The sequence below is a fragment of the Micromonospora sp. CA-111912 genome, from assembly GCF_050948415.1.
Lineage (GTDB): Bacteria > Actinomycetota > Actinomycetes > Mycobacteriales > Micromonosporaceae > Micromonospora.
The window spans coordinates 584,323-610,544 of the sequence record NZ_CP192007.1; the positions used below are offsets into that span (position 1 = coordinate 584,323).

Below are 26,222 nucleotides of genomic sequence, written 5' to 3' on the forward strand. Positions count from 1 at the left end.
GGGGGCCGGTCGATGGCGCTGATCAGCTTCGTCGTACCGGCCTACCGGGTGCAGGCGTACCTGAGCGAGTGCCTCGACTCGATCCTCGGCCAGCCGTTCGACGACGTCGAGGTGATCGGCGTCGACGACCACTCGCCGGACGGCAGCGGCGACATCCTGGCGGACTACGCGGCCCGGGACCACCGGGTCCGCGCCGTCCGGCTGACCGAGAACGTCGGCCTGGGTCCGGCCCGCAACGCCGGGCTGGACCTGGCCGGCGGCGAGTACGTGTGGTTCGTCGACGGCGACGACTGGCTGGCCCCGGACTGCCTGGCCGAGGTGGCCGCCCGGCTCCGGGCCACCCGCCCGGACGTGCTCGTCGTCGACCACGTCCGGGTGCGCTGGGACAACCGGCCCACCCGCAGCGCGATGCGGGACGTCTTCCCCGAGCCGCTCGGACCGGCCACCTTCCGGCTGCGCGAGCGGCCGGAGACGCTGCGGCTGCTGCACACCGCGTGGAACCGGCTGGTCCGCCGGGAGTTCCTGGTCGACCTCGGGCTGCGCTTCGAGACCGGCTGGTACGAGGACGTGCCGTTCAGCTTCCCGGTGCTGCTGGCCGCCGAGCGGATCGGGGTGCTGGACCGGGTCTGCGTCAACTACCGGCAGCGCCGGGCCGGCGCGATCACCCGGACCCGGGGGGACCGGCACTTCGAGGTGTTCGTCCAGTGGCACCGGGTGTTCCGGCTGATGGACCGGTGGGCGCCTGCCGTCGACGACCTGCGCCCGGCGGTCTTCGAGCGGATGATCTGGCACTACCTGACCGTGCTCGGCAACGGCGAGCGGATCGCTCCCGAGCTGCGGCCCGCCTTCTTCGCCCAGATCACCGCCGACCACGCCCGCTTCCGACCGCCCGGGGGCCACCCCGTGCCGGAGGGGGTGGAGGGGCTCAAGCACCGGCTGGCCGCCGCCGGCCGGTGGCGGACGTTCAGCGCCCTGCGGGCGGCCAACCACGCCCGGGACGCCGCCCGGCGGCAGGTCCACCGGGCGAGGCCGGTGGCCCGGCGGGCCGCCCGACTGGGCCGCGACGCGCTGCTGCGCGAGTACTACCGGGCCGAGCTGCGCCGCCCGCTCGACCCGACGCTGGCCGTGTACGCGGCGTACTGGTATCGCGGGTACGCCTGCAACCCGGCGGCGATCTACGAGGCGGCCCGCCGGCTGGCACCGCAGGTGCGCGGGGTGTGGGTGATCCGGCGGGACCGGGTCGGTTCCCTCCCGGCCGGGGTGGAGTTCGTGGTGGCCGGCAGCCGCGAGTACCACCGGGTGCTGGCCCGAGCCACCTGGCTGGTCAACAACGTGAACTTCCCCGACTTCGTGCGCAAGCGGCCGGGCTCGGTGCACGTGCAGACCCACCACGGCACCCCGGTCAAGGTGATGGGGCTGGACCAGCAGCGCTACCCGGCCGGCGCGGTGGGGATGGACTTCGCGAAGCTGCTCCGCCGGGTGGACCGGTGGGACTACAGCGTCTCCGCGAACAGCTTCTCCACCCAGATGTGGGAGCGGGCGTACCCGGCCGCGTACACCACGCTGGAGGTCGGGTACCCGCGCAACGACCGGCTGGCCACCGCCACCCCCGCCGAGGTGCGCGAGGCGCGTTCCCGGCTCGGCCTCGCCCCCGGCGACCGGGTGGTGCTCTACGCCCCGACCCACCGCGAGCACCTGCCCGGGTACCGCCCGCCGTTCGACCCGGACGTGCTGCTCGACACGCTCGGCCCGGCCGGCCGGCTGCTGATCCGCAGCCACTACTTCCACGATCGGGACCGCCGGCCGTCGGGTCCGGTCCTCGGCCCGGGTGGCGCCCGGATCCGGGACGTCAGCGACCACGACCGGGTCGAGGACCTCTACCTCGCCGCCGACGTCCTGGTCACCGACTACTCGTCGGCGATGTTCGACTACGCCGTGCTGGACCGGCCGATCGTCGTGTACGCGCCGGACTGGACGGCGTACCGGCTGGCCCGGGGCGTCTACCTGGACCTGCTCGCCGAGCCGCCCGGCGCCGTGACCACCAGCTTTCCCGGTCTGCTCGACCTGTTCCGCTCCGGCGCGGTCGACGCCCCCGCCGCGACCGCGGCCCGGGAGCGGTTCCGGGCCCGGTTCTGCGCCCTGGACGACGGCCACGCCGCCGAGCGGGTCGTCTGCCGGGTTTTTCTCGGCGAACCGGGCTGAACCCGGTGGCCCTGTAATAGGCCTGTCACGAGCCGAACATGGCACGTTTACCCGATGCGCGGACTCGATGATCCTGGTCACATCATTCGGGTACGGCCGCCGAGCTGGGGGAGGAGACGGTGACAACCGTCGCGCTCAAGGATGTGACCAAGGTTTTCCCGGACGGGACGGTCGCCGTCGACAAGATCAACCTGGATGTGAACGACGGTGAGTTCATGGTCCTGCTCGGGCCGTCCGGGTGCGGGAAGTCCACCGTGCTGCGGATGGTGGCCGGGCTGGAGGATCCGAGCTCCGGAGCGGTCCTGCTCGACGGTGAGCTGGCGAACGACGTGCAGCCCCGGGACCGGAAGATCGCCATGGTGTTCCAGGACTTCGCCCTCTACCCGCACATGACGGTGGGGGAGAACATCGCCTTCCCGCTGCGGCTGGCCGGGGTCGAATCCTCGCCACGCGACGAGCGGGTCGCCGACGTGGCCAGCGCGCTGGGCATCGGCGACGTGCTGGGCCGCAAGCCCAGCCAGCTCTCCGGCGGGCAGCGCCAGCGGGTCGCGATGGGCCGGGCCATCGTCCGCCGGCCGGGGCTCTTCCTGATGGACGAGCCGCTGTCCAACCTTGACAGCGGGCTGCGGGCGGAGCTGCGGGCGGAGATCTCCGGCCTGACCCGCGAGCTGGGCGTGACCACCATCTACGTCACCCACGACCAAGCCGAGGCCCTGACCATGGCCGACCGGGTGGCAATCATGCGCAAGGGCGTGCTCCAGGACGTCGGCACCCCCACCCAGGTGTACGGCCGCCCGGCCACCCTCTACGTGGCCGCGTTCCTCGGCAGCCCCAAGATGAACCTGCTGGAGGCGTCCGTCTACGTCCACCTCGACCGGTACGTCGCGCTGAAGATCGGCGAGCAGTCGCTCTACCTGCCCTGGACCGACATTCGCAGCCGGGCCGTCGCGCACTACCACGGCGAGCGGATCGTCGTCGGGATGCGGGCCGAGGCGCTCACCCCGGTCGCCCCGGACGCCCCGGGCGACGTGCTCCGGGGCCGGATCCGCTACCTGGAGCACCACGGCCACGAGTCGCTGGCCTTCCTCGACATCGGGGCCACCGCCATCGTGGTGGACGAGATGGGCAGCCGGCCCGAGGACGCCGACGGCGGTCAGCGCGGCCGGCGCCGGTTCGGGCAGGTCGTGCAGCGGCTCACCGGCCGGGGCACCGAGCCGGAATCGCCCCCCGGCGGGACCGTCCGGGGCAACCGGACCAGTGTGCTCAGCGATCCGGGCCGGCACCACCGCCGCCCGGCCGAGCTGGGGGTCCGGCTCGCGCCGTACCCGGGGGTCTCCGCCGGTCATCCGATGGCCGTCTCGGTGCGCCTGGACGCGCTGCACTTCTTCGACGAGCGCGGCGACCGGATCGATGTGGGCTGGCGCTGACCCGGGGGCGGGGTGGCGGGCGGGTAGGTCGGTGCCCTACGGTCAGCGGGCCTCGTCCACAGTGCACTGTGTGAGAAAGGGGTCCGCCAGTGTCGGCTGACCGTCCCAGCCCGCTCGTCATCGAGCGCATCCTGCGCGACCGGCAGGGCATCTGGCAGCAGATCGTGGCCGACCGGGACCTAAACGGCCTCACCATGCGGATGCTGGCCAGCTCCGGCATCGCCCTCGCCTGCTACGGCGCGGTGCTCGGCGCGTTCCACAGCGTGCTGATGGCGCTGACCTCGGCGGTCAAGCTGCCGCTGTTGTTCCTGGTCACGCTCGCCATCTGCCTGCCCACGCTCTACCTGTTCAACCTGGTCTTCGGGGCCCGGCTGTCGGTGCGACAGTCGCTGGCGCTGGTGATGGTGGCGGTCACCGTCACCTCGATGCTGGCGGTGGCCTTCGCGCCGATCAGCCTCTTCTTCCTGATCACCGCGCCCGACTACGGCTTCTTCAAGCTGCTCAACGTCGCCATCCTGACGCTGAGCGCGGTGGTCGGGCTGCGCTTCCTGACCGGCGGCATGCAGGTGCTCAACGCCCACGGCCTGCTCGCCCCGGCCTCGGCCCCCGCCCCGGCCTCCGCCCTCGCCGCCCCGGCCCCGGCGCTCGTGTCCGCCCCGGCGGTCCCGGCGCAGCCCGCCCCGGCTCCCGTGCCGGTGGCGGCCGGCGCCAACGGAGCCGCCGTCGAGGCCGTGCCCGCCGTCGCGGGTGCCCCCGTCGCCGAGGCTGCCGCCCCGGTGGTTGCGGCACCCGGCCTGATGGCCGTCGCCCCCGGTCACCCCGTCCCGATGGCTGTTGCCCCCAATCACCCCGGTCTGATGGCCGCCGCCCCCGGCCACCCCGGCCCGGGGCTGCTCCCCGCCGGTTACCCGCCAGCGCAGTACCGGCACTGGCCGGAGCCGGCGGCCCGGCGTCCGGCGGCCGAGCGGCCCGCCAGCATGACCCTGCTGTACGTGTGGATCCTGCTCTTCGGCTTCGTCGGCACCCAGCTCGCCTGGACGCTCCGCCCGTTCTTCGGCAGCCCCGGCGAGGGCTTCGCCCTGTTCCGCAGCATCGAGGGCAACTTCTACGCCGAGATCATCCGCACCATCGGTAACCTTTTCTAATAGCGCTTTGTCAGGTTGGCGTGGCGCTGCGTGGTTCGGGTAGTTCGATGTCGGGGCCGTTCGCCGCGGACGTGTTCACCCCGCTGGTCCGGTCGGAAGCCGGACGTCACTGCTACGCCACCTATGGAATTTCTGCTGCGTCGATCTCTCCTAAGATCCATACATCGAGATGTATAGTCTCGACATGAAAATGAAACTTGCTCTGTTCGCGATGTCGGCTACCGCCGTTGCCACGCTCGCCATCGCTAGCCCGGCACATGCGCTGATGTGGATCTCGATGGGGCCCTACCCGACCCAGGCCGCCTGCGAGGCCGAACGTTCCGACTTCAGCAACACCTACAACGTGCAGCAGTGTCTGTACCGCGACCTGACGGGAACGCTGAACGACGGCTGGCACTTCAAGTACGCCCCCCAGTTCTGACGATGGGCAGGAAGCCGCCCAGTGATGCGGAGCGGCCGGTTTCCTCCCAGGGCCCCGGCAAAGTCGCGGGGTGTCTGATCCCGCCCATAGTTCATCCACCTTCCGGGAGTCCCGTTCCGCGCCTTTGCAGATGACCCGAGATCCTGGCCAGGGTCTCTGTCTCACCGGTCCTCAGCTATGCCCCTCTCCCGCACATGCTCCGGGAGGTCGCCGCTACGCCGCCCCATGCCGCCCCGTACACCGGGCAGCCGGGCGGCAGCCTGACGAAAGCGTCCCCCACCCGGCCGGGAACCTGCCCTCCGGCCTCTATGGAGCTGCCCCGTCCACGCTCCCGCTCCACCGGCAGCACAAACGGGGCAGCTCCACAGGGGCCGAAGAAGGGCAGGCCGACCCGGCGAGCGGCGATGGTGTCGGCAGCGCGCCATCCCCTGCGGCCGGCCTGCCAAGCCGGAGACCCTCACGACTTTGCCGGGGCCCTGGGCTTCCTCCCGGTGGCTGCGGCCAGAGCGGCGATGCTTGCCCGACACCACACCGGAACCGACGGACTACCCGCTCAACGCTGCAGACGAGGCACTAGCCGACGTGCCACTTCTGATTTTCGCTGCCGTTGCAGTCCCAGAGATTGAGCCAGACACCGTTGGCGGGGTCGCCGCCGGGCACGTCGACGCATTTGGCCGGGACCGTGCCGAGGGTGACCAGGTTGCCCGCGCTGTTCAGGTCGAAACGCTGCTTCGCGCTGCCCGTGCAGGTGGCGATCCGTAGGTGTGGGCCGTTGCTGGTGTCCGTGATCTCAAGGCACTTGCCCACCACCCGAAGCGTGCGGTCTGCGGCGAGGGTGAACTGCCCCCCGGCGGCGCCGTGGCACTCCCATGTCTGGATCTTGGCAGTTGTGGTAGGGGAACTGCCCGGTACGTCGATGCACGTGCCGCTGCCGTTGTTGATAATGGGTCGGTTGGTGAACCGGGGCTTCGCCGAGGTGCTGCTCTTGGCGGGCTTCGGTGATCTGGGCGGGGTGACGCTGCCGCGAGGGGAGGGCGAAACGCTCCTGCTCGGCCGGGGAGACGTCGATGCTCCGCCCGGTGATGCCGGGGCCTGCTGCGCGCGGAATCCCTCCAGGATCAGCGAGAGAGCGCCCTGCCCGGCCGCCCACGCATTGTCCGGTGTGGTCCATTCAATCGCGTATGCCTGGCCGTTTTCGGCGACGAAGGTGCGGCTGAGGGCGTGCATCCGCGTCCCACCGGCGGCGGTGTAGGTCCATTCGCGGTCCACCGCCCGCGCCCGGTAGTTCACCTTGCGCAGGTGGGCCTGTTCGTACTCCGGATACTTCCTGGTCTCGCGGTCCGCCGCCTCTGCGGCCCGGGCGGCCGCCAGGAGATCGGCCTTCGGCACGCCCAGAGCGTCGATGGCCAGCACACGACGGCTGTCCAGTTCGTGGAACTCGACGCGCGTGCCGTCGCGGAGCTGCTGCCAGCCGTCCGGGACCGGTATCGAGAAGCGGGAATCCTCGGTGTAGTAGTGCCATCCGGCCATCGGCGCGTTGGTCGGTGAAGCCGACGTGCCGAGCACCGGGTCGTGCTTGGCGTCGTCGGCCAGGGCGTTACTGATGAGTGGTTGAACCGCGATGACGCCGACAAGGCCCACGGCCGCGACGGCGGCGATCAGCCAGCGATTTCGCCTCGTGGCGGCGGCGGTGGTCGTGGCAGCGGTCGGTGTCTGGGCCGGCCTGTCCAGCGGGGACGTGGTGACGGACGGCATCGGGGTCGACTCGTCGTGTGTCGCCGTCTTCGCCGTCGGGCCCGTCGTCGTCGTGACCGTTGGCGTCGGGCTTGCCGACGCCTGCGCTGGTGCCAGGGACGGTTCCTCGGGTACCGCCTGACGCAGGAGTCGCTCGGCTTCCTCGGCGTCGATCCGCCGGCTCGGGTCCTTGCGTAGCAGCCCTTCGAGAGCCGGGGCCAGCGCACCCGCGCGCTGGGGTGGCGTCGGCGGATCGGTCGCGATGGCGGTCAACGTCGCGATCGCCGACGACCGCGCGTACGGCGGCTTCCCCTCCACGGCGGCGTAGAGCGTCGCGCCGAGCGACCACAGGTCGGCCGCAGGGCCGATCAGGCCGTCGGTGAGCCGCTCCGGCGGAAGGTATGAGGGCGAACCGAGCACGATCCCGGTTCGGGTCATGCTCGGGTCGTCAGGTGCGGTGGCCAGCCCGAAGTCGGTCAGCACCACCCGGCCGTCATTGGCGAGCAGCACGTTCGCCGGCTTGACATCCCGGTGTAGCAGTCCGGCCCGGTGGGCGGCGCGCAGCGCGGCGAGCAGGGCCAGGCCGATCCGCGCCACCTGGGCCGGCGTCAGCGGGCCGTTCTCGGCCACCACCGTGTGCAGCGACCGGGAAGGGACGAACTCCATCACGATCCAGGGCTCGCCGTCGGCATGCAGCACGTCGAAGATCCGTACCACATTGCTCTGGTCCAGCCGCGCGATCGCCCGCGCCTCGCGCATGGACCGCTCGCGCATCTCCCGCCGCTCGTCGTCCGTCAGACCCGGTGGCGGCACCAACTCCTTGATCGCCACATCCCGGCGTAGCGTCTCGTCCCGGGCCAGCCAGACCCGTCCCATGCCGCCCTGCCCGAGGGGACTGACGAGCCGGTATCGGCCGGCGATCGAACGCTGTGGAGTGTCGGACACAGCCAGGACCGTACCGGCACGGCAATCGGTTGCGTGCCCGGGTAGTTGCCCGAAGAGCGACAGTCAGATGCATCACCCGTGTTCGGCTGGCCCGCCAGGGCGGCGTCCGTCGTCGGCGGGTCCTACGGCCGGCCGGCGGTACGGCCCCCAGGCCACGAACCGGGCGAACAGTTCGCCCGGGGCGGGTCCGTCGCCCGGGTTGAGCCGGTACAGGTCCCGGACCGCCTCGTAGTACAACCCGCTCAGGTAGATCGACAGGCCGATCTGGTTGTCGGCGTAGTCCACCTTGAGCAGCAGTCGGGCCTCCGCACACGGCCAGGGCTGCCCGCAGGCGCGGCAGCACCACAGGGGGCGCAGCGGCGTGTGGGGCCGGGCGTGCGGCGGGTACGCCCGGGGGCGGTCCGCCTCCGGCCCGTCGCCGGGCTGCGGGAGTTGGTGGCTGATCACGCGGGTCTCCTTCGTCGGTGGGAGGGGCCCGCCCCGCCAGGGGGAGTGGAGGGGCGGGCCCGCGCGGTCGCGCCGCGTTCCCGGGGGAGGAAGCGGCAGCGGCTCCGCTGCGTGACAGTGTGCTGACAGCGGGACTACTGTCGGAAGTCGTTCCGCCCCCACCGGCCCAGCCGTCCGACTCGGCCGACGTGTGTGTGTGCAGAGGTGTGCAGATGAACCGGATGCCCATGTTGGAACTGTTCGCGGGGGAGCTTCGCCGCCTGCGGTCCGGCGCGGCGCTGTCGCAGGAGGCCCTCGGCGAGCGGGTGAACTACTCGGCGTCGCTGGTTGCGGCGGTCGAGTGGAGCGCACGGTGGACGTACACTCGCTGCGGCAGGCGTGGGAGTCCGTGCGGGCGGAGGCGCTGCCGCATAGAGCCACGCTAACGGCGATCTCGGAGGCGGCAGAGGCATGGACCTGACTGGCGCGGTCTGGCGCAAGAGCACCCGCAGCAGCGGCAACCAGGGTGACTGCGTCGAGGTGGCCGACAACCTTTCCGGGGTGGTCGGGGTGCGGGACAGCAAGGACCGGCGGGGGCCGGTGCTGGTGTTCGCCCCGGCGAACTGGTCGGCGTTCGTCACGTACGCGAAGCGGCGCTGAGGGCGGTCCCGCCCGCCTGCTCGGGGTCGGGCACAGGTGCGGAATGCTGGCGGCGGGGTAGCAGCAGCGGGCTGGCGAGGATCAGCAGTCCCGCGACCGTGATGGCCGTGCGGGGGCTGGTGGCGCTGGCGAGCAGTCCGCCGAGCGCGCTGAGGATGGCGATGGCGGCGCTGCTGCTGATCGACCAGGCCGACAGGGTGCGGGCGGTGCGGTCTCTGGGTGTCTGTTCGAGTCGGTAGGTGGCGAGCACCGGGTTGTACAGGCTCATGCTGATGATGATCGCGAGCTCGACGGCGATCACGGTCGCGAGGCCGGCGACACCGGGCTGGACGAAGGCGAGGCCGATCAGCCAGACCGCGCGCAGCGTGCCGACCGTACGGAGTATCTGGTGTTGGCCGTACCGCGCCACGACGCGGCGGGCGAGGCGTGAGCCGATGAGTCCGCCGACGCAGGGGGCGGCGAAGGCGAGGCCGTACTGCCAGGGTGGGAATCCGAGCTCGCGGAGCATGAGCACGGCCAACAGCGGCTCGGTGGCCATGATCAGTCCGCCGACGAGCAACTGGTTGAGGTAGAGCGCCCGCAGGCCGGGATGGGCCAGGAGGTGTCGCCAGCCGTCGAGCAGCTCGCCGGCCCGGAGCCGGCGCTTGTCGGTTCGCCGCGGGGGCTCTTCCCGGCCGCGAATCGCGGTGACCCCCAGCGCGGAGAGCAGGTAGCTGAGCGCGTCGGCCACCACGGTGGTGACCGGCCCGAACAGGCCGATCGCCGCCCCGCCCAGTGGCGGCCCGACCGCGATGGAACTCCACGTCGTGGACTCGAACCTCGCGTTGGCCACGAGCAGGTCATCCGGCCGGACGAGGTCCCTGAGGTGGGCGCCGCTGGCCGCGTTGAAGGCGATCTTGGCTGCGGCGACCACGACCGAGACGAACAGCAACTGGACGAAACTGAGCAGGCCGAAGGCGTACGCGACGGGGATCGTCATCATGACCGCGAACCGGGCCAGGTCCATCGCGATCATCACCGGCCGCTTGCGGCGAAACTCCACCCACGGCCCGAGCGGCAGCGCGATCAGCGCGCCCACTGCCGGCCCCACTGCGGATAAGGCGGACACCTGAGCGGGGCTGGCATCCAACACCAGCAGGGCGATCAGCGGCATGGCACCGAACCCGAACCCGGACCCGTAGGCGCTGACCGCGTAGGCCGCCCACAGCCATCCGAACTGCCGGCCCAGGGACCGTCTGGCCCGCAAGCCCCACACCTCCCGCTTCAACAACTCGCCGTTGATCGCTGCGATCAAAGCAGGGCCCGCCGGGGCCGACAACCCGGCTGGGTGGCCGGCCGGCGATGGGCGGCCCGATCGAGGCGGCTCAGGGCGTGGCGAGGGCGCGTACGGCGGCCGTCAGCGCGCCGGTGAGGACCCGCTCGTCCAGTGGCTCCGCCACCGCGGCCATGGTAAGCGTGACGAGGTTGTGGCCAACCCGGACGAGGAGGACGACCGACGTGCCGGTGATCCGGCTGGAGCCGCTGCCGAGCGAGAGCGCGTAGTCGACGCGCCAGGACTGCTCGCCGAGCACCGGCGCCGGCCGGGTGCCGACCGTGAACCGCAAGGGTGACCCGCCGCCGCTGCTGATGGTGAAGCGTCGGCACCCGGCACGCGCGGCGTCCGCAGCGGCGAACACGGCACCGGGTACGGGCTCGGCGTACGAGGTGACGGTGACGTTGAGGGTGGTCGACGCGCTGCCGACCCGGCCGGGCGGGGTGGCGTACCTGGCCTCGGCGCGGGCCCGCTCGCCGGGTTCGAGCACGTCGAGGTAGGTGTCCAGGACCAGCGGCCGGCAGGCGGCCGGCTCGATCCGGGGCTTGGCAGCGGGGGCGATCTCCTGGGACACCCAGAATTTCGGCAGCGCCGGCCCGACCGCCCGCGCGGCCACCCGAGCCTGGGCGGCGGTGAGCAGGCCGCCGGCGACGGGGGAGGCCTCGGTGGCCGGGGGCCCGGTGGTCGCCGGTTGTCCGCCGGGGGTCGGCTCGACCGCGCCGGGTCGTGACGGAGCGGACGGGCCGGCGGCAGCGTGGGCCGGCTCCGGCAGCTGCGCGTAGCTGCCGGGCACTCCGGGCCCGAGGGCCACTCCGGCCAGCATCAACGCGGTCAGCCCCGTCGCCGGCAGCGCGATCCGGGCCGGCAGCGCGATCCGGGCCGGCGGTGCCGCCTCGGTCGGTACTGCGTCGGTCGGTACTGCGCCGGTCGGCATTGCGCCGGTTAGCACTGGGCCGCGCGACGGGCGCAGCAGCAGGACTGCCGAGCTGAGCGCGGCCAGGTACAGCAGCCAGACCAGGGGCGTCCCGACGGAGAGCCGGAACGCCAGCGCGTCGGCCGAACGCCCGGTCGCCGCCGAGTGCGCGTACTGGAGGGCGCCGGTCAACCCGGTCGTCGCCACGGCGGCGAGCACCGACCGGGAGAGGGCCCGTGGGCCCGGTCGGGTCGCGGTGACGAGCAGGACGGCCCACCCGGTGAGGGCGCAGAGCAGCCAGCGGGCCTGCGCCGCGCGCAGCGCCTCATCCAGGGTGGCGGGCGGTTGGAGTTGGGTGTGCAGGACCGCACCGCCGCCGCAGATGAGCACGGCGAGAGCTGCCACCCTCGCCTCCACCGACGCGGCCAGCCGGCGCAGGGTGGCGGGCCCGGTCGGGCGGAACCGCGCCGCGATCAGCGCCGGCAACGCGAGCGCGGGAAGCAACCAGGCGGTGTCCGGCAACGCGTAGACCAGCCAGGCCCGCAGGGCGACCGGGTCGTGCAGGAGCGGCGCGAGCACCGGCAGCGGCCACAGCACGGCCGCCGTGGTGCCGATCGCCACCGGGTAGCCGACGAGCCGCCGGCGGGCATCCGCCGGGCCCGGTGGCCCGGGCGCGGCCAGCACCGTCGCGAGGGCCACGCAGAGACCGACGGCGCCCGCCCCGAGGGCGGCGGTGGCGGTGGCGAGCAGCAGGCTTCCCGCCGCCCCGGGGGCCTGGAACAGCCCCAGCCCGCCGGGGAGGGGGAACCACGCCGTGCCCAGCGCGACCACGAAGAGGCCGGCCGCCGTGCCCGCGACCAGCCGCCACCAGCTTGCCGGAATCCCGGTACGCCGGGCCGAGTCCGCGCGGCGGACCAGCGCCGGCAGGAGCCCGCCGGCGAGAAGACCGGCGCCGACCCAGGCGTCGACCGTCGCGGGCAGCCAGCCCTGCGCCGCGAAGTGCAGGTTGGCGGTGAGGTCGTGGACGGCGGCCATCGTCGCCACCGTCACCGCGCCGACGGCCAGCCCCTGCGCCAGGTCGCCGTCGCGCGGGCCGTCCGGCTGCCGGATCGACCGGATCCGGTCGAGTGGCGAGGGATGGCGGGCGAGCGGGCGGCGCAGCGCGGCGGTCACCCGGTTGCCGGCCGGTCCGGCTCGGGCGGCGGCGTTGCGCAGCAGCGAGGTCAGGGCGTCCGCCCGGCCGGACCGCGCGGCGTGCCGGTCGGCCGCCCGCTCGCGCACCCGCAGCAGGGTGGCCGCGAGCACCGCGACCAGGCCCGCCAGCAGCAGGGCCCGCAGCAGCGCACCGCCGATGATTGCGTTCGGCCCGAAGGAGCCGGCCTCCACCAGGACACCGACGGCGGCTGCGGGCACGGGGAGCCAGACCAGTCCGCGTACGGCCGCCACCCAGGTCACGTCACGGGCCCGCACGTGGCCGAGTTCGTGCTGGACGACCGGGTCGAACCGGGCCGGGTCGTCATACGCCACGGCGACCCCGGCCGGGAGTACGACGAGCGGCCGCCGGCCGACGACACCGGTGATGAACGCCTGCCGGACCGGCGGGCCGGCGATGAGCAGGCGCGGCCGGTTCCGGCCGGTCAGCCCGTTGTCGTCGCAGAGCGTGGCGAACCGGTCCGTCGCGCCCGGGACGGTGAAGCGGCCCCGGTGCCGGCGCAGCCGCCACAGGTCGGCGGACGGCACCGCCAGCAGCAACAGCGCCGCGCCGGCCAGCACCGCGCCCACCGCGCCCACCATGATCGACCCGCGTTGTCGGGCAGCATCGGCCAGGCAGTCGGTGAACCCGGGCGGGGCGGGATTCGCGGCGGTCGCCCCAAACGCCCGGTCGCAGTCGGTGAGGGCGAGCGCCCAGGGCGCGCTCAGCGACCGGTCGGCCAGGAAGAAGAGGTCCCCCGCGCTGATCCCGACTGCGACCAGCGCCGCGACCACCAGCAGATACAGCCAGCCCAGCCGGTACGGCGACGCGTCGCGCTCCTCCCGCGTCGGGCCGGTCACCGGTCGCCCGGGACGACCATCGCACCCACGGGTGGATGCGGACTGCTGCGGATCGGTCACAGTCACACATCTTTCCGCCGACCCGCCCGCTGTTGACAAGTCTCGGGTAAGGAACCTGATACGCAGTCCCGGCGGGGACGCCGTACCACCCCTCCCGTTGGCCATCGCCATCGCACGCCACTTCCACCGCACCGTTGATGAGATCTTCCATGTCGACTGACACGCGCTGGCGGAGATCCTGGTCGGGGCGGTCGCCTTCACGTTGATCAACCACCGGGGCTGAGCGCCCGATGGCGGGGCGGCGGGGCAGCGGGGAGCGTCCTTGCCGGTAAAGTTACCGAGGAGTAACATGCGGGCATGACCATCGACTCACGCCAGGTCGCCGCCGGCATGCTGGAGGCCGTTCCCTTCGCCCGTACGCTCGGCGTCGAATTCGTCGAGGTGGCCCCCGAGGCGGAGGGCGGGGTGCGCGCCGTGGTCCGGCTGCCCGACTCGCCGGCCACCCACAACCACGTCGGCGGTCCGCACGCCGGGGCGATGTTCACCCTCGGCGAGACCGCCTCCGGCGCGGTGGTGCTGGCCGCGTTCGGCCAACTCCTCGACCGCGCGGTGCCGCTGGCCGTGCGCGCGGAGATCGCGTACCGGAAGCTGGCGATGGGGCCGGTACTGGCCACCGCGCGGCTCGGCCGGGCGGCGGCCGAGGTGATCGCCGAGCTGGACGCCGGCCGGCGGCCCGAGTTCCCGGTCGAGGTCGAGATCGCCACCGAGGACGGCACGCCGACCTCGGCGATGACCGTGGTCTGGACGCTGCGCCCGAACCGCTGAGCGTGTCGCCACCCCGGCTCCCGCGCGTCGTGGGTGAATCCGGTTTGCCGGGTCCGGCCGGTGGATAGATTCGTACCGTGCTGGGCCTGCCTGATCATGTGACCGCCTGTCTCTTCGATCTGGACGGCGTGCTGACCCAGACCGCCCGGGTGCACAACGCGGCGTGGACGCAGACGTTCGACGCGTTCCTCCGGCGGCACTCGGCGGCCAGCGGTGAGCCGTACCGGCCGTTCGACCCGGGGCCCGACTACAACCGGTACGTCGACGGCCGGCCCCGGGCCGACGGGGTGCGTGCCTTCCTGGCCTCCCGGGGGATCACCCTGCCCGAGGGCGGGCCCGACGACCCGCCGGAGGCGGACACCGTCAACGGGGTGGGCAACCGGAAGAACGTCGTCCTGCTGGAGCACCTCCGCACCGACGGGGTCGAGGTCTATCCGGGCTCGGTGACGTACCTGAAGGCGACGGTCGACGCCGGCCTGCGCCGCGCGGTCGTCTCGGCGAGTGCCAACTGCCGGCAGGTGGTCGCCGCAGCCGGGCTGGAGCCGCTGCTGGAGGCCCGGGTGGACGGGGTGGTCGCCCGCGAGCGGGGGCTGCGCGGCAAACCGCACCCGGACACCTTCCTGGCCGGGGCGAAGCTGCTCGGGGTCGAGCCGGCCCAGGCGGCCGTCTTCGAGGACGCGCTGGCCGGCGTCGCCGCCGGCCGGGCCGGCGGGTTCGGCTACGTGGTCGGCGTGGACCGGGTGGGGCAGGCCGAAGAGCTGCGCGCGCACGGGGCGGACGTCGTGGTGACGGACCTCGGCGACCTGATCGACAGGGAGACACCCGCATGATCCGTGAACGCGCCTATCCGGTGGAGCCCTGGCACATCCGGGAGACCCGCCTCGACCTGGACGTGCTGGCCCAGTCCGAGTCGGTCTTCGCGCTCTCCAACGGGCACATCGGCCTGCGCGGCAACCTGGACGAGGGCGAGCCCCACGGCCTGCCCGGCACCTACCTGAACTCCTTCTACGAGCTGCGCCCGTTGCCGTACGCCGAGGCGGGCTTCGGCTTCCCCGAATCCGGCCAGACCATCGTCAACGTCACCAACGGCAAGCTGATCCGGCTGCTGGCCGACGACGAGCCGCTCGACGTCCGGTACGGCGAGCTGCTCGCCCACGAGCGGATCCTCGACCTGCGGGCCGGCACCCTGCACCGGGAGCTGCACTGGCGTTCCCCGGCGGGCCGGGAGGTCAAGGTCCGCAGCACCCGACTGGTGTCGTTCACCCAGCGGGCGGTCGCCGCCATCAGCTACGAGGTGGAGGCGGTCGACGGGCCCATCCGGCTGATCCTCCAGTCCGAGCTGGTGGCCAACGAGACCCTCCCGGCGCAGAGCCGCGACCCCCGGGTGGCGGCGGTGCTGGAGTCACCGTTGGTGGCCGAGGAGGAGCTGACCACAGGCGGCGGCGGTCTGCTGATCCACCGGACCAAGGTCAGCGGCCTGCGGGTGGCCGCCGCCATGGACCACGACGTGCACGGCCCGGAGCGCACCACCGTGCAGTCGGAGGGGTACGAGGACTGGGTCCGTACCACCGTCGGGTGCGTGCTCAAGCCCGGCGAGACGTTGCGGGTGGTCAAGTACCTGACGTACGGCTGGTCGAGCAAGCGGTCGCTGCCGGCGCTGCGCGACCAGGTCGGCGGGGCCCTCGCCGCGGCCCGCCTGGACGGCTGGGACGGGCTGCGCCGCGAGCAGCGGGAGTACCTGGACGAGTTCTGGGACGCCGCCGACGTGCGGGTCGAGGGCGACCCGGAGGTGCAGCAGGCGGTGCGGTTCGGCCTGTTCCACGTGCTCCAGGCCGGTGCCCGGGCCGAGCGGCGGCCGATCTCCGCGAAGGGCCTGACCGGCCCCGGGTACGACGGCCACGCGTTCTGGGACACCGAGATGTTCGTGCTGCCGGTGCTCACCTACACCCAGCCGGGCGCGGTACGCGACGCCCTGTACTGGCGGCACTCCACCCTGGAACAGGCGCAGGACCGGGCCCGGACGCTGAACCTCGCCGGCGCGGCCTTCCCGTGGCGCACCATCGAGGGGCCGGAGTCGTCGGCGTACTGGCCGGCGGGGACGGCCGCGTTCCACATCGCCGCCGACGTCGCCGACGCGCTGCGCCGGTACATGCTGGTCACCGGCGACGAGGGGCTGGCGCGGGAGATCGGCCTGGAGCTGCTGGTCGAGACGGCCCGGCTGTGGCGTTCGCTCGGGCACCACGACCGGAACGGCCGGTTCCACATCGACGGGGTGACCGGCCCGGACGAGTACACCGCGGTGAAGAACGACAACATCTACACCAACCTGATGGCGCAGCGGAACCTGCTCACCGCCGCCGAGTACGCGATGCGGTTCCGGGACGAGGCGACCCACCTCGGGGTGACCGAGGAGGAGGCGGCGGCCTGGCGGGACGCGGCGAACGCGATGTGCGTCCCGTACGACGACGAGGTCGACGTGCACGAGCAGGTGGACGGGTTCACCCTGCTCCAGGAGTGGGACTTCGAGCACACCCCCGCCGAGAAGTACCCGTTGCTGCTGCACTACCCGTACTTCGACCTGTACCGCAAGCAGGTGGTCAAGCAGGCCGATCTGGTGCTCGCCATGCACTGGCGGGGGGACGCGTTCAGCGACGAGGAGAAGCTGCGCAACTTCCTCTACTACGAGCGGCGGACGGTACGCGACTCGTCCCTGTCGGCGTGCACCCAGGCGGTGATGTCGGCCGAGGTCGGCTACCTGGAGCTGGCCCACCGCTACCTGCGCGAGGCCGCGCTGATGGACCTGCACGACCTGAACGAGAACACCCGCGACGGGGTGCACATGGCGTCGCTCGCCGGGGCGTGGATCGCCCTGGTCGCCGGGTTCGGCGGGCTGCGCGACCACGACGGGCTGCTGACGTTCACGCCCCGGCTGCCGGGCGGGCTCACCCGGCTGGAGTTCTCGTTGCAGTGGCGGGGCATGCGGCTGCGGGTCGACGTCCGGCCGCACCAGACCACGTACGCGCTGCGGCACGGCTGCACCGACGACGTGGTGGAGCTGCGGCACCACGGCGAGAAGGTGCGGGTCACCTGCGCCGAGCCGGTCACCGTGCCGGTGCCGCCGTTCGATCAGCCCGGCCCCGAGCCGGAGCAGCCGCCCGGCCGGGCACCCCTGCTGCACCTGCCCGAGAACGTCAGTTAGGGCCCGCGCCGGTTCGACGGAGCTCGGGCGGCACCAGGGGTCTGTTACGGAGCCGTTGCGCGCAAGTGTCTTGACGTGTATCCATGTGAACGCTAACACTATGCCCATCGAAGGTGTGGAGGCGAACATGGACCTTGTGGACGGAGCCGGCGAGCGCTACGTCGTCGGCGTCGACTTCGGCACCCTCTCCGGGCGAGCGCTGGTGGTGCGGGTCGGTGATGGCGCGGAGCTGGGGACCGCGGTGCACGAGTATCGCGACGGGGTCATCAGCGCGGCGCTTCCCGGCGGTCGGCCGCTGCCGCCGGACTGGGCGCTGCAGAACCCGGAGGACTACCGCGACGTGCTGCGGCACGCCGTCCCGGCCGCGGTGTCCGCCGCCGGGGTGGATCCCGCCGCGATCGTCGGCATCGGCGTCGACTTCACCGCGTGCACCGTGCTGCCGACGTTCGCCGACGGCACCCCGCTCTGCGAGGATCCCGAGCTGCGCAACCGGCCGCACTCCTGGGTCAAGCTGTGGAAGCACCACGCCGCGCAGCCGCACGCCGACCGGATCAACGCGCTGGCCCACGAGCGGGCGGAGCCGTGGATCGGCCGCTACGGCGGCAAGCTCTCCGCCGAGTGGCAGTTCGCCAAGGGCCTGCAGATCCTGGCGGAGGACCCCGAGGTCTACCACCGGACCGAGCGTTTCATCGAAGCCGCCGACTGGATCGTCTGGCAGCTCAGCGGCACCGAGACCCGCAACGTCTGCACGGCCGGCTACAAGGGCGTCCGGCAGGACGGCCGGTACCCGTCCGAGGGCTTCCTGACCGCGCTCAACCCGGACTTCGGCGACTTCGTGGCCAAGCTGGACGGTCCGCTGATGCCCCTAGGCGCCCGGGCCGGCGTGCTCACCGCCCGGGCCGCGGCGTGGACCGGCCTGCCGGAGGGGATCGCGGTGGCCGCCGGCAACGTCGACGCGCACGTCACCGCAGCCGCCGCGCGGGCCGTGGAGCCCGGACGGCTCGTCGCGATCATGGGTACCTCCACCTGTCACGTGGTCAACGGCACGCACCTCGCGGAGGTGGCCGGGATGTGCGGCGTCGTCGACGGCGGCATCAGTCCTGGCGCGTGGGGCTACGAGGCCGGGCAGAGCGGAGTCGGCGACATCTTCGGCTGGTTCGTCGAGCATGCCGCCCCGGCCGGGGTCGCCTCGCACGAACGCCTCACGGAGCTGGCCGCCCGCCAGCCGGTCGGCGCGCACGGCCTGGTCGCCCTGGACTGGTGGAACGGCAACCGCTCGTTGCTCGTCAACCACGACCTCAGCGGGATGATCGTCGGCATGACGCTGGCCACCCGGCCGGAGGACATCTACCGCGCGCTGCTGGAGTCCACGGCGTACGGCACCCGGATGATCATCGAAGCGTTCGTCGAGGCCGGGGTGGCGGTGAACGACCTGGTGATTGCCGGGGGCCTCGCCTCCAACGAGCTGCTGATGCAGATCTACGCCGATGTGACCAACCGGCCGCTGAACATGATCGCCTCCGCGCAGGGGCCGGCACTCGGGTCGGCGATCCACGCCGCCGTGGCCGCCGGCGAGTACCCGTCGATCCACGAGGCGTCGCGGGCGATGGGGCGGGTACACGAGGCCGTCTACCGCCCGGATCCCGGCCGGGCGCGTGTCTACGACGCCCTCTACGCCGAGTACCGGACGCTGCACGATCACTTCGGTCGCGGTGGCGATGACGTCATGCTCCGGCTGCGGGCGATCCGTAACGCGGCGGTCGGCACCACCACCACCACCACCGCCACGCACCAGGCCACGCTGGAGGTGGTCGCGTGAACGCCGAGGTGACCCGACAGATCGACGAGCTGCGTGAGACCGTCGCCCGCCTGCACGCCGAGCTGGTCCGGTACCGCCTGGTCGCCTGGACGGCCGGCAACATCTCCGCGCGGGTTCCCGGGTGCGACCTCATGGTGATCAAGCCGAGCGGCGTCGGCTACGACGAGCTCTCGGCGGACACGATGGTGGTCTGTGACCTCGACGGCACCCTCGTCGAGGGGAACCTCGCCCCGTCCAGTGACACCGCCGCCCACGCCTACGTCTACCGGGCCATGCCCGAGGTGGGCGGAGTCGTGCACACGCACAGCGCGTACGCCACCGCCTGGGCCGCCCGGGGGGAGCCCATCCGGTGCCACCTGACCGCGCAGGCCGACGAGTTCGGTGGGGAGATCCCGGTGGGCCCGTTCGCCCTGATCGGCGGCGACGACATCGGCAAGGGCATCGTCGCCACCCTCGCCGGGCACCGCTCGCCCGCGGTGCTGATGCGCAACCACGGCGTCTTCACCATCGGCCGCGACGCCCGCGCGGCGGTCAAGGCCGCGGTCATGTGCGAGGACGTGGCCCGTACCGCGCACCTGGCGCGCGCACTCGGGCAGCCGCTGCCGATCCCGCAGGCCGACGTCGACGCCCTCCACCACCGCTACCAGAACGTCTACGGACAGCAGCCGGTCTCACCGACGGACTGCTGAACGGCCACCGCACGCGCCGGCGCCCGCCGGTCCCGCCCACCGGGGTCGCCAGCCCCAGCACCCGCGCACGCCGCACGTCGGCGGTCGGCGCGACCACCACCACACCGAGCCAAGGAGATTCGATGAGAAGGTTGCGAACGTACTCCGCCTCGCGGCGCGCCGCCGCGGTCCTCGCCGGCATGCTGCTCGTCGGCGGCATGGCGGCCTGCGGCAACAGCGACACCGGTGGGTCCGCGGACGACGGCAAGATCACGCTGGGCTTCTCCCAGGTCGGCGCGGAGAGCGGGTGGCGTACCGCGAACACCACCTCGATCAAGGAGGCCGCGGCCGCCGCGGGGGTCGAGTTGAAGTTCGACGACGCGCAGCAGAAGCAGGAGAACCAGATCAAGGCGATCCGGAACTACATCCAGCAGAAGGTGGACGTCATCGCCTTCTCGCCGGTTGTCGAGTCCGGCTGGGACACCGTGCTCAAGGAGGCCAAGGACGCCGGCATCCCGGTCATCCTCACCGACCGCTCGGTCGACTCGGCCGACAAGTCCCTGTACAAGACCTTCCTCGGCTCGGACTTCGTCAAGGAGGGCCGGCTCGCCGGGGAATGGCTGGTCGAGCAGAAGAAGACCGCGTCCGGCCCGGTGCATATCGTCGAGTTGCAGGGCAGCGCCGGCGCGGCGCCGGCCAACGACCGCAAGAAGGGCTTCGCCGAGGCGATCGCCGCCAACCCGAACCTGAAGACCGTCGGCTCGCAGACCGGCGAGTTCACCCGGGCCGGCGGCAAGGCCGTGATGGAGCAGTTCCTCAAGGCCAACCCGAAGATCGACGTGTTGTTCGCGCACAACGACGACATGGGCCTGGGCGCGCTCGAGGCCATCGCCGCCGCCGGCAAGGTGCCCGGCAAGGACATCACCATCATCACGGTCGACGCCGTGAAGGACGGCATGCAGGCCCTCGCCGACGGGAAGTTCAACTTCATCGCGGAGTGCAGCCCGCTGCTCGGCCCACAGCTCATGGACCTGGCGAAGAAGGTCCACGCCGGCGAGGAGGTGCCGCCCCGGATCGAGACCGAGGAGACCACCTTCACCCAGGAACAGGCCAAGGCGGCGCTGCCCAACCGCAAGTACTGATCCGACGCCGGGGCCGCCGCGCTCGCGTGGCGGCCCCGGCTGCTCGGCCCGATCACCCCCGACGGACCGGGCCCGGCCCGCAGCCACCGGCGTCCCCGCAGGGACCATCGCCGTGGGAGCAGCGGCCCCTCCGCGTCGACAACCCAGAAGAGGTCTGATGGGATGACGGATAGCCCTCCGGTCCTGACGATGACCGGGATCAGCAAGTCCTTCCCCGGGGTGCGCGCACTCCACGACGTCAGTTTCCGGCTTTTTCCCGGCGAGGTGCACGCCCTGATGGGCGAGAACGGCGCCGGCAAGTCGACTCTCATCAAGGTGCTGACCGGCGTCTACGACACCGACGAGGGCACGATCACCCTGGCCGGCGGACCGGTGTCCTTCCCGGGCCCGATGCAGGCGACCGCCGCCGGGGTGAGCACCGTCTACCAGGAGGTCAACCTCTGCGCCAACCTCTCGGTGGCGGAGAACATCTTCATCGGACGCGAGCCCCGGCTCCTCGGCGCCATCCGCTGGGGCGAGGTCCGTCGCCGCAGCCGTGCGCTCCTGAACCGCCTCGACCTCGATCTCGACGTCAGCGCGCCGCTCGGGACGTACTCCCTCGCCATCCAGCAGATGGTCGCGATCGCCCGCGCGATCGACGTCCGGGCCCGGGTGCTGATCCTGGACGAGCCGACCTCCAGCCTCGACGCCGGTGAGGTCGCACAGCTCTTCCGCGTCATGCGGCAGCTGCGCGACGAGGGCATCGCGATCCTGTTCGTGACCCACTTCCTCGACCAGGTCTACGGCATCGCCGACCGCATCACCGTGCTGCGCAACGGCGGACTCGTCGGCGAGTACCTGACCGCGGAACTGCCTCAGCTCGCCCTGGTCGAGAAGATGATCGGCAAGGAACTCGACGTACTTGAGGGGATCGAGGAGCACTCCCGGCGGGACGTGACGACGCTGGAGACGGGAACCCCGCTCCTCGCGGTGTCCAACTTCGGCCGGTCGGGGGCGGTCGCCCCGTTCAGCCTCACCATCCACGCCGGGGAGGTGGTCGGCCTGGCCGGCCTGCTGGGCTCCGGGCGTACCGAGGTGGCCCGGCTGTTGTTCGGCGCCGACCGGGCGGACGGCGGACAGGTCACGGTGGACGGCGAGCCGGGCAGCCTGCGCACCCCCGCGCAGGCCATCGACCGGCGCATCGGCTTCTGCTCGGAGAACCGCCGCGAGGAGGGCCTCGTCGCCGACCTGTCGGTCCGCGAGAACATGATCCTCGCCATGCAGGCCGCCCGCGGTTGGCTGCGGCCCCTGCCGCGCCGTCGCCAGGACGAGCTGGTCGAGAAGTACGTCCGGGCGCTCCAGATCCGGCCGTCCGACCCGGAGGTGCCGGTGCGCAATCTCTCCGGCGGCAACCAGCAGAAGGTGCTCCTGGCCCGGTGGCTGATCACCGAGCCGCGGCTGTTGATCCTCGACGAGCCCACCCGGGGCATCGACATCGGCGCCAAGACCGAGATCCAGCGGCTCGTGACGCAGTTGTCCGACGGCGGCATGGCCGTGCTGTTCATCTCCGCCGAGCTGGAGGAGGTGCTGCGCCTGAGCCACAAGGTGGCCGTGATGCGTGACCGGCAGATGGTCGCGCAGCTCGCCAACGACGACCGGCTCGACGCCGACCGCATCATGCAGACCATCGCCAGTGGATCGCACCGGGAGAAGGCCGTCCGATGAGCGACATCAGGAGCCGCTACCGGACGCTGGTCGGTCACCGCCTGTTCTGGCCCGCCGCCGTACTCGTCGTCATGCTCGCCGCGAACACGATCTACCGACCCGGGTTCCTGTCCGTCGCGGTCACCGACGGGCACCTGTACGGCACCCCGATCGACATCCTGCGGCTGAGCGCGCCGCTGATCCTCGTCGCGTTGGGCATGACCGTGGTCATCTCGACCGGCGGAATCGACCTGTCGGTCGGCTCGGTGTGCGCGATCAGCGGCGCGGTCGCCTGCGTGTACATCAGCCAGCAGCCCGACCAGAACAGCCTTCCCGTGGTGCTGACCGCCCTCGCGACGGCGCTCGGGGTCGCGCTCGTGCTCGGCGCCTGGAACGGGGTGCTGGTCGCCGTGATCGGCATCCAACCGATCATCGCCACCCTGATCCTGATGGTGGCGGGCCGCGGGCTCGCACAGCTCATCACCGAGGGCCAGATCATCACCATCAACTCCGGCCCGTACCGGGCGATCGGGCTGGGCCACGTGCTGACCCTCCCGCTGGCCATCTTCGTCGCGCTGGCGGCGGCCCTCCTCGTCGGCGCGTTCACCCGCCGTACCGCGCTCGGCATGATCATCGAGGCGGTGGGTGGCAACGCCAAGGCCAGCAGGCTGGCCGGCATCCGCTCCGGCCGGGTCATCTTCCTGGCGTACGTGCTCAGCGCCGGCTGTGCCGCGGTCGCCGGCTTCATGATGACGGCCAACGTCTCCAGCGCCGACGGCAACTCCGCCGGCCTCTGGGTGGAGCTCGACGCCATCCTCGCGGTCGTCATCGGCGGCACCTCACTCGCGGGCGGCCGGTTCTTCCTCAGCGGCACCATCCTCGGCGCGCTGATCATCCAGACCCTGACCACCACGGTGTACGCCATGAACATCTCGCCGCAGACCTCACTGCTGTTCAAGGCGGTCGTCGTCATCGCCGTCTGCCTCATCCAGGCGCCGGCCTTCCGGGCCCGGTTCACCCGCCGCCGGAGCAGCACCCCGCCGCCCCGCGCCGTCGCCGACAAGCCGAAGGAGCAGGTGCCGGCATGACCGCTGGATCGCTCACCGCCCGCCGCAGCCGGATCCGGTTGCCCCGGCGGCAGGTACCGGTTCTGGCCACGCTCGTCCTGCTCCTGGTCATGTACGGCATCGGCGTGTCCCAGTACCAGGCGTTCTCCAACGTGCAGGTCATCTTCAACGTCTTCATCGACAACGGCTTCCTGCTCGTCGTCGCGGTGGGGATGACGTTCGTGATCCTCACCGGCGGCATCGACCTGTCGGTCGGGTCGGTCGTCGCCATGACGGCGATGGTGTCGGCCTGGCTGCTCCAGCAGGGCCTGCCGGCGGCGCTCGTGCTCGTCGTCGCCCTGCTGATCGGTCCGACGCTCGGCCTGCTGATGGGCTGCGCCATCCACTTCTTCGACATCCAGCCGTTCATCGTCACGCTCGCCGGGATGTTCCTCGCCCGGGGGATGTGCACGTTCATCTCCGGCTCGTCCATCCCGATCACCGACGGGTTCTGGACCAGGATGTCGCAGGAGCGGATCGGCGACCCCCGGGGCAACTTCGTCTCGATCAGCGTGCTCGTGGCCTTCGCCGTGGTCGCCGTCGCCGCGTGGACGCTGGCCTACACCCGGCTGGGTCGCAACGTGTACGCCATCGGCGGCAACCCGCAGTCGGCCCTGCTGATGGGTCTGCCGGTGGGGCGGACCCGGATCGCCGTCTACACGATCAGTGGCCTGTGCTCCGCGATCGGCGGGATCCTGCTGTCGTTCTACACCCTCTCCGGCGCGCCGCTGATCGCCGTCGGCATGGAGTTGGACGTCATCGCCGCCGTCGTGATCGGGGGCACCGTGCTCACCGGCGGCTCGGGCTACGTCTTCGGCACGGTGCTCGGTGTGCTGGTCCTGGGTGTGATCCAGACCCTCATCACCTTCGACGGAAGCCTCAACTCCTGGTGGACCAAGATCGTGATCGGCGGCCTGCTCCTAGCCTTCATCCTGCTCCAGCGCCTCATCGGCATCCGTTACAAGTGACGGCCCCTCTCGCGGAAGGCACTCTCATGGCACCACACACCGCACCCGAGATCTGGTTCCTCACGGGCAGTCAGGGCATGTACGGCGAGGAGACGCTCCGGCAGGTGACCGAGCAGTCCCGGCTGATCGCGGCCGTGCTCGACGAGTCGCCGCAGATCCCCGCCCGGGTGGTCTGGAAGCCGATCCTCACGAACAGCGGTGAGATTCTGCGGGTCTGCCGCGACGCCGCCACGCAGGGCGCGATCGGGGTCGTCGCGTGGATGCACACCTTCTCCCCGGCGAAGATGTGGATCTCCGGCCTGGACGCGCTGCAGACGCCGCTGCTGCATCTGCACACCCAGGCCAACGTCCTGCTGCCGTGGGACGAGATCGACATGGACTTCATGAACCTGAACCAGGCCGCCCACGGCGACCGCGAGTTCGGGTTCATCCAGACCCGCCTCGGGGTGGCCCGGAAGACCGTCGCCGGGCATGTGGAGAACCCGCGCGTGATCGCCCGGGTCGGCGCCTGGGCCCGGGCCGCGCTCGGCTGGTCGGCGATGCGGTCACTGCGACTGGCCCGCTTCGGTGACAACATGCGCGATGTCGCGGTGACCGAGGGCGACAAGGTCGAGGCGGAGCTGCGGTTCGGGGCGTCGGTCAACACCTACGGCGTCAACGACCTGGTCACGGTGGTCGGTGAGGTCGCCGACGCGCAGGTCGACGAGCTGGTCAAGGAGTACGACGACACCTACCGGGTCGTTCCCGAGCTGCTTGCCGGGGGCGAGCGGCACGAGTCGCTGCGGTACGCCGCCCGCCTGGAACTCGGCATGCGCGCCTTCCTGGACGACGGCGGGTTCCGGGCGTTCACCACGAACTTCGAGGATCTCGGCGGCCTGCGCCAGCTACCCGGCATCGCCGTGCAACGGCTGATGGCCGACGGCTACGGCTTCGGCGGCGAGGGAGACTGGAAGACCTCGGTGCTGGTCCACACGCTCAAGGCGATGGCGGTGGGCGTCGAGGGCGGGACCTCCTTCATGGAGGACTACACCTACGACCTCACCCCCGGCGACGAGCTGGTCCTCGGCGCACACATGCTCGAGGTCTGCCCGACGATCGCCGGCGACAGGCCGAACGTCGAGATCCACCCGTTGGCCATCGGTGGCCGCGAGGATCCCGTACGGCTGGTGTTCGACGCCGCGCCCGGCCCGGCGGTGGTCCTCGGCATGGCCGACATGGGCGACCGCTTTCGCCTGGTGGTCAACGAGATCGACGTGGTGTCGCCCCCGCACCCGCTGCGGAAACTGCCGGTGGCCCGGGCCGTGTGGCGGCCCCGCCCGCACCTGGCCGGTTCGGCGGAGGCGTGGATCACCGCCGGCGCGCCGCACCACACCGTGCTGTCGCAGGCGGTCGGTGTGGAGGAGCTGCACGACCTGGCAGAGATGACCCGCACCGAGTTGGTCGTCATCGACGCCGACACCGAGCCGCGGCGCTTCGCGAACGAGATCCGGTGGAATCAGGCGTACTACCGGCTCGCCCGGGGGTTCTGAGCGGCGAACCATCGACGGCCCCGGGTGGCCCTCCCCGACGCAGGGG

At 72.0% G+C, this 26,222-nt stretch carries 19 protein-coding genes; 15 read left to right on the plus strand and 4 right to left on the minus strand.

All coding sequences use genetic code 11. The features are described from left to right. Positions 1 to 12: 12 nt before the first annotated feature. The 4 genes from ACQPZO_RS02790 to ACQPZO_RS02805 all read left to right on the plus strand — a co-directional run bounded on the left by ACQPZO_RS02790 (position 13) and on the right by ACQPZO_RS02805 (position 5,195). Positions 13 to 2,202, plus strand: a complete 2,190-nt coding sequence (locus ACQPZO_RS02790) for a bifunctional glycosyltransferase/CDP-glycerol:glycerophosphate glycerophosphotransferase (RefSeq protein WP_433346727.1) — start codon at positions 13 to 15, stop codon at positions 2,200 to 2,202. 119 nt (positions 2,203 to 2,321) lie between these two features. Then, a complete protein-coding gene (locus ACQPZO_RS02795; RefSeq protein ID WP_433346729.1) occupies positions 2,322 to 3,629 on the plus strand; it encodes an ABC transporter ATP-binding protein in 1,308 nt (435 codons plus the stop codon). Between the two features lie 89 nt (positions 3,630 to 3,718). Further along, positions 3,719 to 4,774 (plus strand): hypothetical protein, encoded by a 1,056-nt coding sequence (locus tag ACQPZO_RS02800; RefSeq protein ID WP_433346731.1) that lies wholly within the window; start codon positions 3,719 to 3,721, stop codon positions 4,772 to 4,774. A 184-nt stretch (positions 4,775 to 4,958) separates the two neighbouring features. Further along, positions 4,959 to 5,195 (plus strand): hypothetical protein, encoded by a 237-nt coding sequence (locus tag ACQPZO_RS02805; protein ID WP_433346733.1) that lies wholly within the window; start codon positions 4,959 to 4,961, stop codon positions 5,193 to 5,195. 573 nt (positions 5,196 to 5,768) lie between these two features. Here the strand turns inward: ACQPZO_RS02805 and ACQPZO_RS02810 are convergent. Both ACQPZO_RS02810 and ACQPZO_RS02815 read right to left on the minus strand, forming a co-directional pair. Then, the gene (locus ACQPZO_RS02810) at positions 5,769 to 7,874 is read right to left on the minus strand and encodes a protein kinase domain-containing protein (RefSeq protein ID WP_433346735.1); all 2,106 of its coding nucleotides are present in this window, start codon (positions 7,872 to 7,874) and stop codon (positions 5,769 to 5,771) included. 72 nt (positions 7,875 to 7,946) lie between these two features. Further along, entirely contained in the window at positions 7,947 to 8,321 is a 375-nt protein-coding gene (locus tag ACQPZO_RS02815) for a hypothetical protein (RefSeq protein ID WP_433346737.1), read from the minus strand. Between the two features lie 450 nt (positions 8,322 to 8,771). Between ACQPZO_RS02815 and ACQPZO_RS02820 the strand changes: the two genes are divergently transcribed. After that, positions 8,772 to 8,960: a DUF397 domain-containing protein gene (locus ACQPZO_RS02820; protein ID WP_433346739.1), complete on the plus strand. Its 189-nt coding sequence runs from the start codon at positions 8,772 to 8,774 to the stop codon at positions 8,958 to 8,960. On the opposite strand, the gene ACQPZO_RS02825 is transcribed toward ACQPZO_RS02820, so the two are convergent. Together ACQPZO_RS02825 and ACQPZO_RS02830 are read right to left on the minus strand one after the other, a co-directional pair. Continuing rightward, positions 8,938 to 10,206, minus strand: coding sequence for an MFS transporter (locus ACQPZO_RS02825; protein ID WP_433346741.1), 1,269 nt, complete (start codon positions 10,204 to 10,206; stop codon positions 8,938 to 8,940). The genes ACQPZO_RS02820 and ACQPZO_RS02825 overlap by 23 nt on opposite strands. Before the next feature lie 118 nt (positions 10,207 to 10,324). Further along, positions 10,325 to 13,237, minus strand: coding sequence for a M48 family metalloprotease (locus ACQPZO_RS02830; protein WP_433346743.1), 2,913 nt, complete (start codon positions 13,235 to 13,237; stop codon positions 10,325 to 10,327). A gap of 357 nt (positions 13,238 to 13,594) precedes the next feature. Here ACQPZO_RS02830 and ACQPZO_RS02835 point away from each other — a divergent pair, with 357 nt between their 5' ends. The 10 genes from ACQPZO_RS02835 (at position 13,595) to araA (ending at position 26,176) form a co-directional block, all read left to right on the plus strand. Beyond that, positions 13,595 to 14,062, plus strand: coding sequence for a DUF4442 domain-containing protein (locus tag ACQPZO_RS02835; protein WP_433346745.1), 468 nt, complete (start codon positions 13,595 to 13,597; stop codon positions 14,060 to 14,062). Positions 14,063 to 14,139: 77 nt separating this feature from the next. Next, complete coding sequence (locus ACQPZO_RS02840) at positions 14,140 to 14,892, plus strand: beta-phosphoglucomutase family hydrolase (protein WP_433346747.1); 753 nt, start codon at positions 14,140 to 14,142, stop codon at positions 14,890 to 14,892. Continuing rightward, a complete protein-coding gene (locus ACQPZO_RS02845) occupies positions 14,889 to 17,261 on the plus strand; it encodes a glycoside hydrolase family 65 protein (RefSeq protein WP_433346749.1) in 2,373 nt (790 codons plus the stop codon). Before ACQPZO_RS02840 ends, ACQPZO_RS02845 begins: the two co-directional genes overlap by 4 nt. A 100-nt stretch (positions 17,262 to 17,361) precedes the next feature. After that, positions 17,362 to 19,080, plus strand: coding sequence for a ribulokinase (gene araB, locus ACQPZO_RS02850; RefSeq protein WP_433346751.1), 1,719 nt, complete (start codon positions 17,362 to 17,364; stop codon positions 19,078 to 19,080). Further along, entirely contained in the window at positions 19,077 to 19,769 is a 693-nt protein-coding gene (locus ACQPZO_RS02855; RefSeq protein ID WP_433346753.1) for an L-ribulose-5-phosphate 4-epimerase, read from the plus strand. Before araB ends, ACQPZO_RS02855 begins: the two co-directional genes overlap by 4 nt. A 122-nt stretch (positions 19,770 to 19,891) precedes the next feature. Beyond that, a complete protein-coding gene (locus ACQPZO_RS02860; RefSeq protein ID WP_433346755.1) occupies positions 19,892 to 20,890 on the plus strand; it encodes an ABC transporter substrate-binding protein in 999 nt (332 codons plus the stop codon). A gap of 162 nt (positions 20,891 to 21,052) precedes the next feature. Further along, positions 21,053 to 22,594 carry a sugar ABC transporter ATP-binding protein gene (locus ACQPZO_RS02865; RefSeq protein WP_433346756.1) on the plus strand — a complete coding sequence of 514 codons (1,542 nt, stop codon included), beginning with the start codon at positions 21,053 to 21,055 and terminating at the stop codon, positions 22,592 to 22,594. Beyond that, positions 22,591 to 23,661 (plus strand): ABC transporter permease, encoded by a 1,071-nt coding sequence (locus tag ACQPZO_RS02870; RefSeq protein WP_433346758.1) that lies wholly within the window; start codon positions 22,591 to 22,593, stop codon positions 23,659 to 23,661. Before ACQPZO_RS02865 ends, ACQPZO_RS02870 begins: the two co-directional genes overlap by 4 nt. Next, positions 23,658 to 24,647, plus strand: coding sequence for a galactofuranose ABC transporter, permease protein YjfF (yjfF, locus tag ACQPZO_RS02875; RefSeq protein WP_433346760.1), 990 nt, complete (start codon positions 23,658 to 23,660; stop codon positions 24,645 to 24,647). Before ACQPZO_RS02870 ends, yjfF begins: the two co-directional genes overlap by 4 nt. Before the next feature lie 26 nt (positions 24,648 to 24,673). Further along, on the plus strand, positions 24,674 to 26,176 hold the full coding sequence (gene araA, locus ACQPZO_RS02880) for an L-arabinose isomerase (protein WP_433346762.1): 1,503 nt from the start codon (positions 24,674 to 24,676) through the stop codon (positions 26,174 to 26,176). Positions 26,177 to 26,222: the final 46 nt, after the last annotated feature.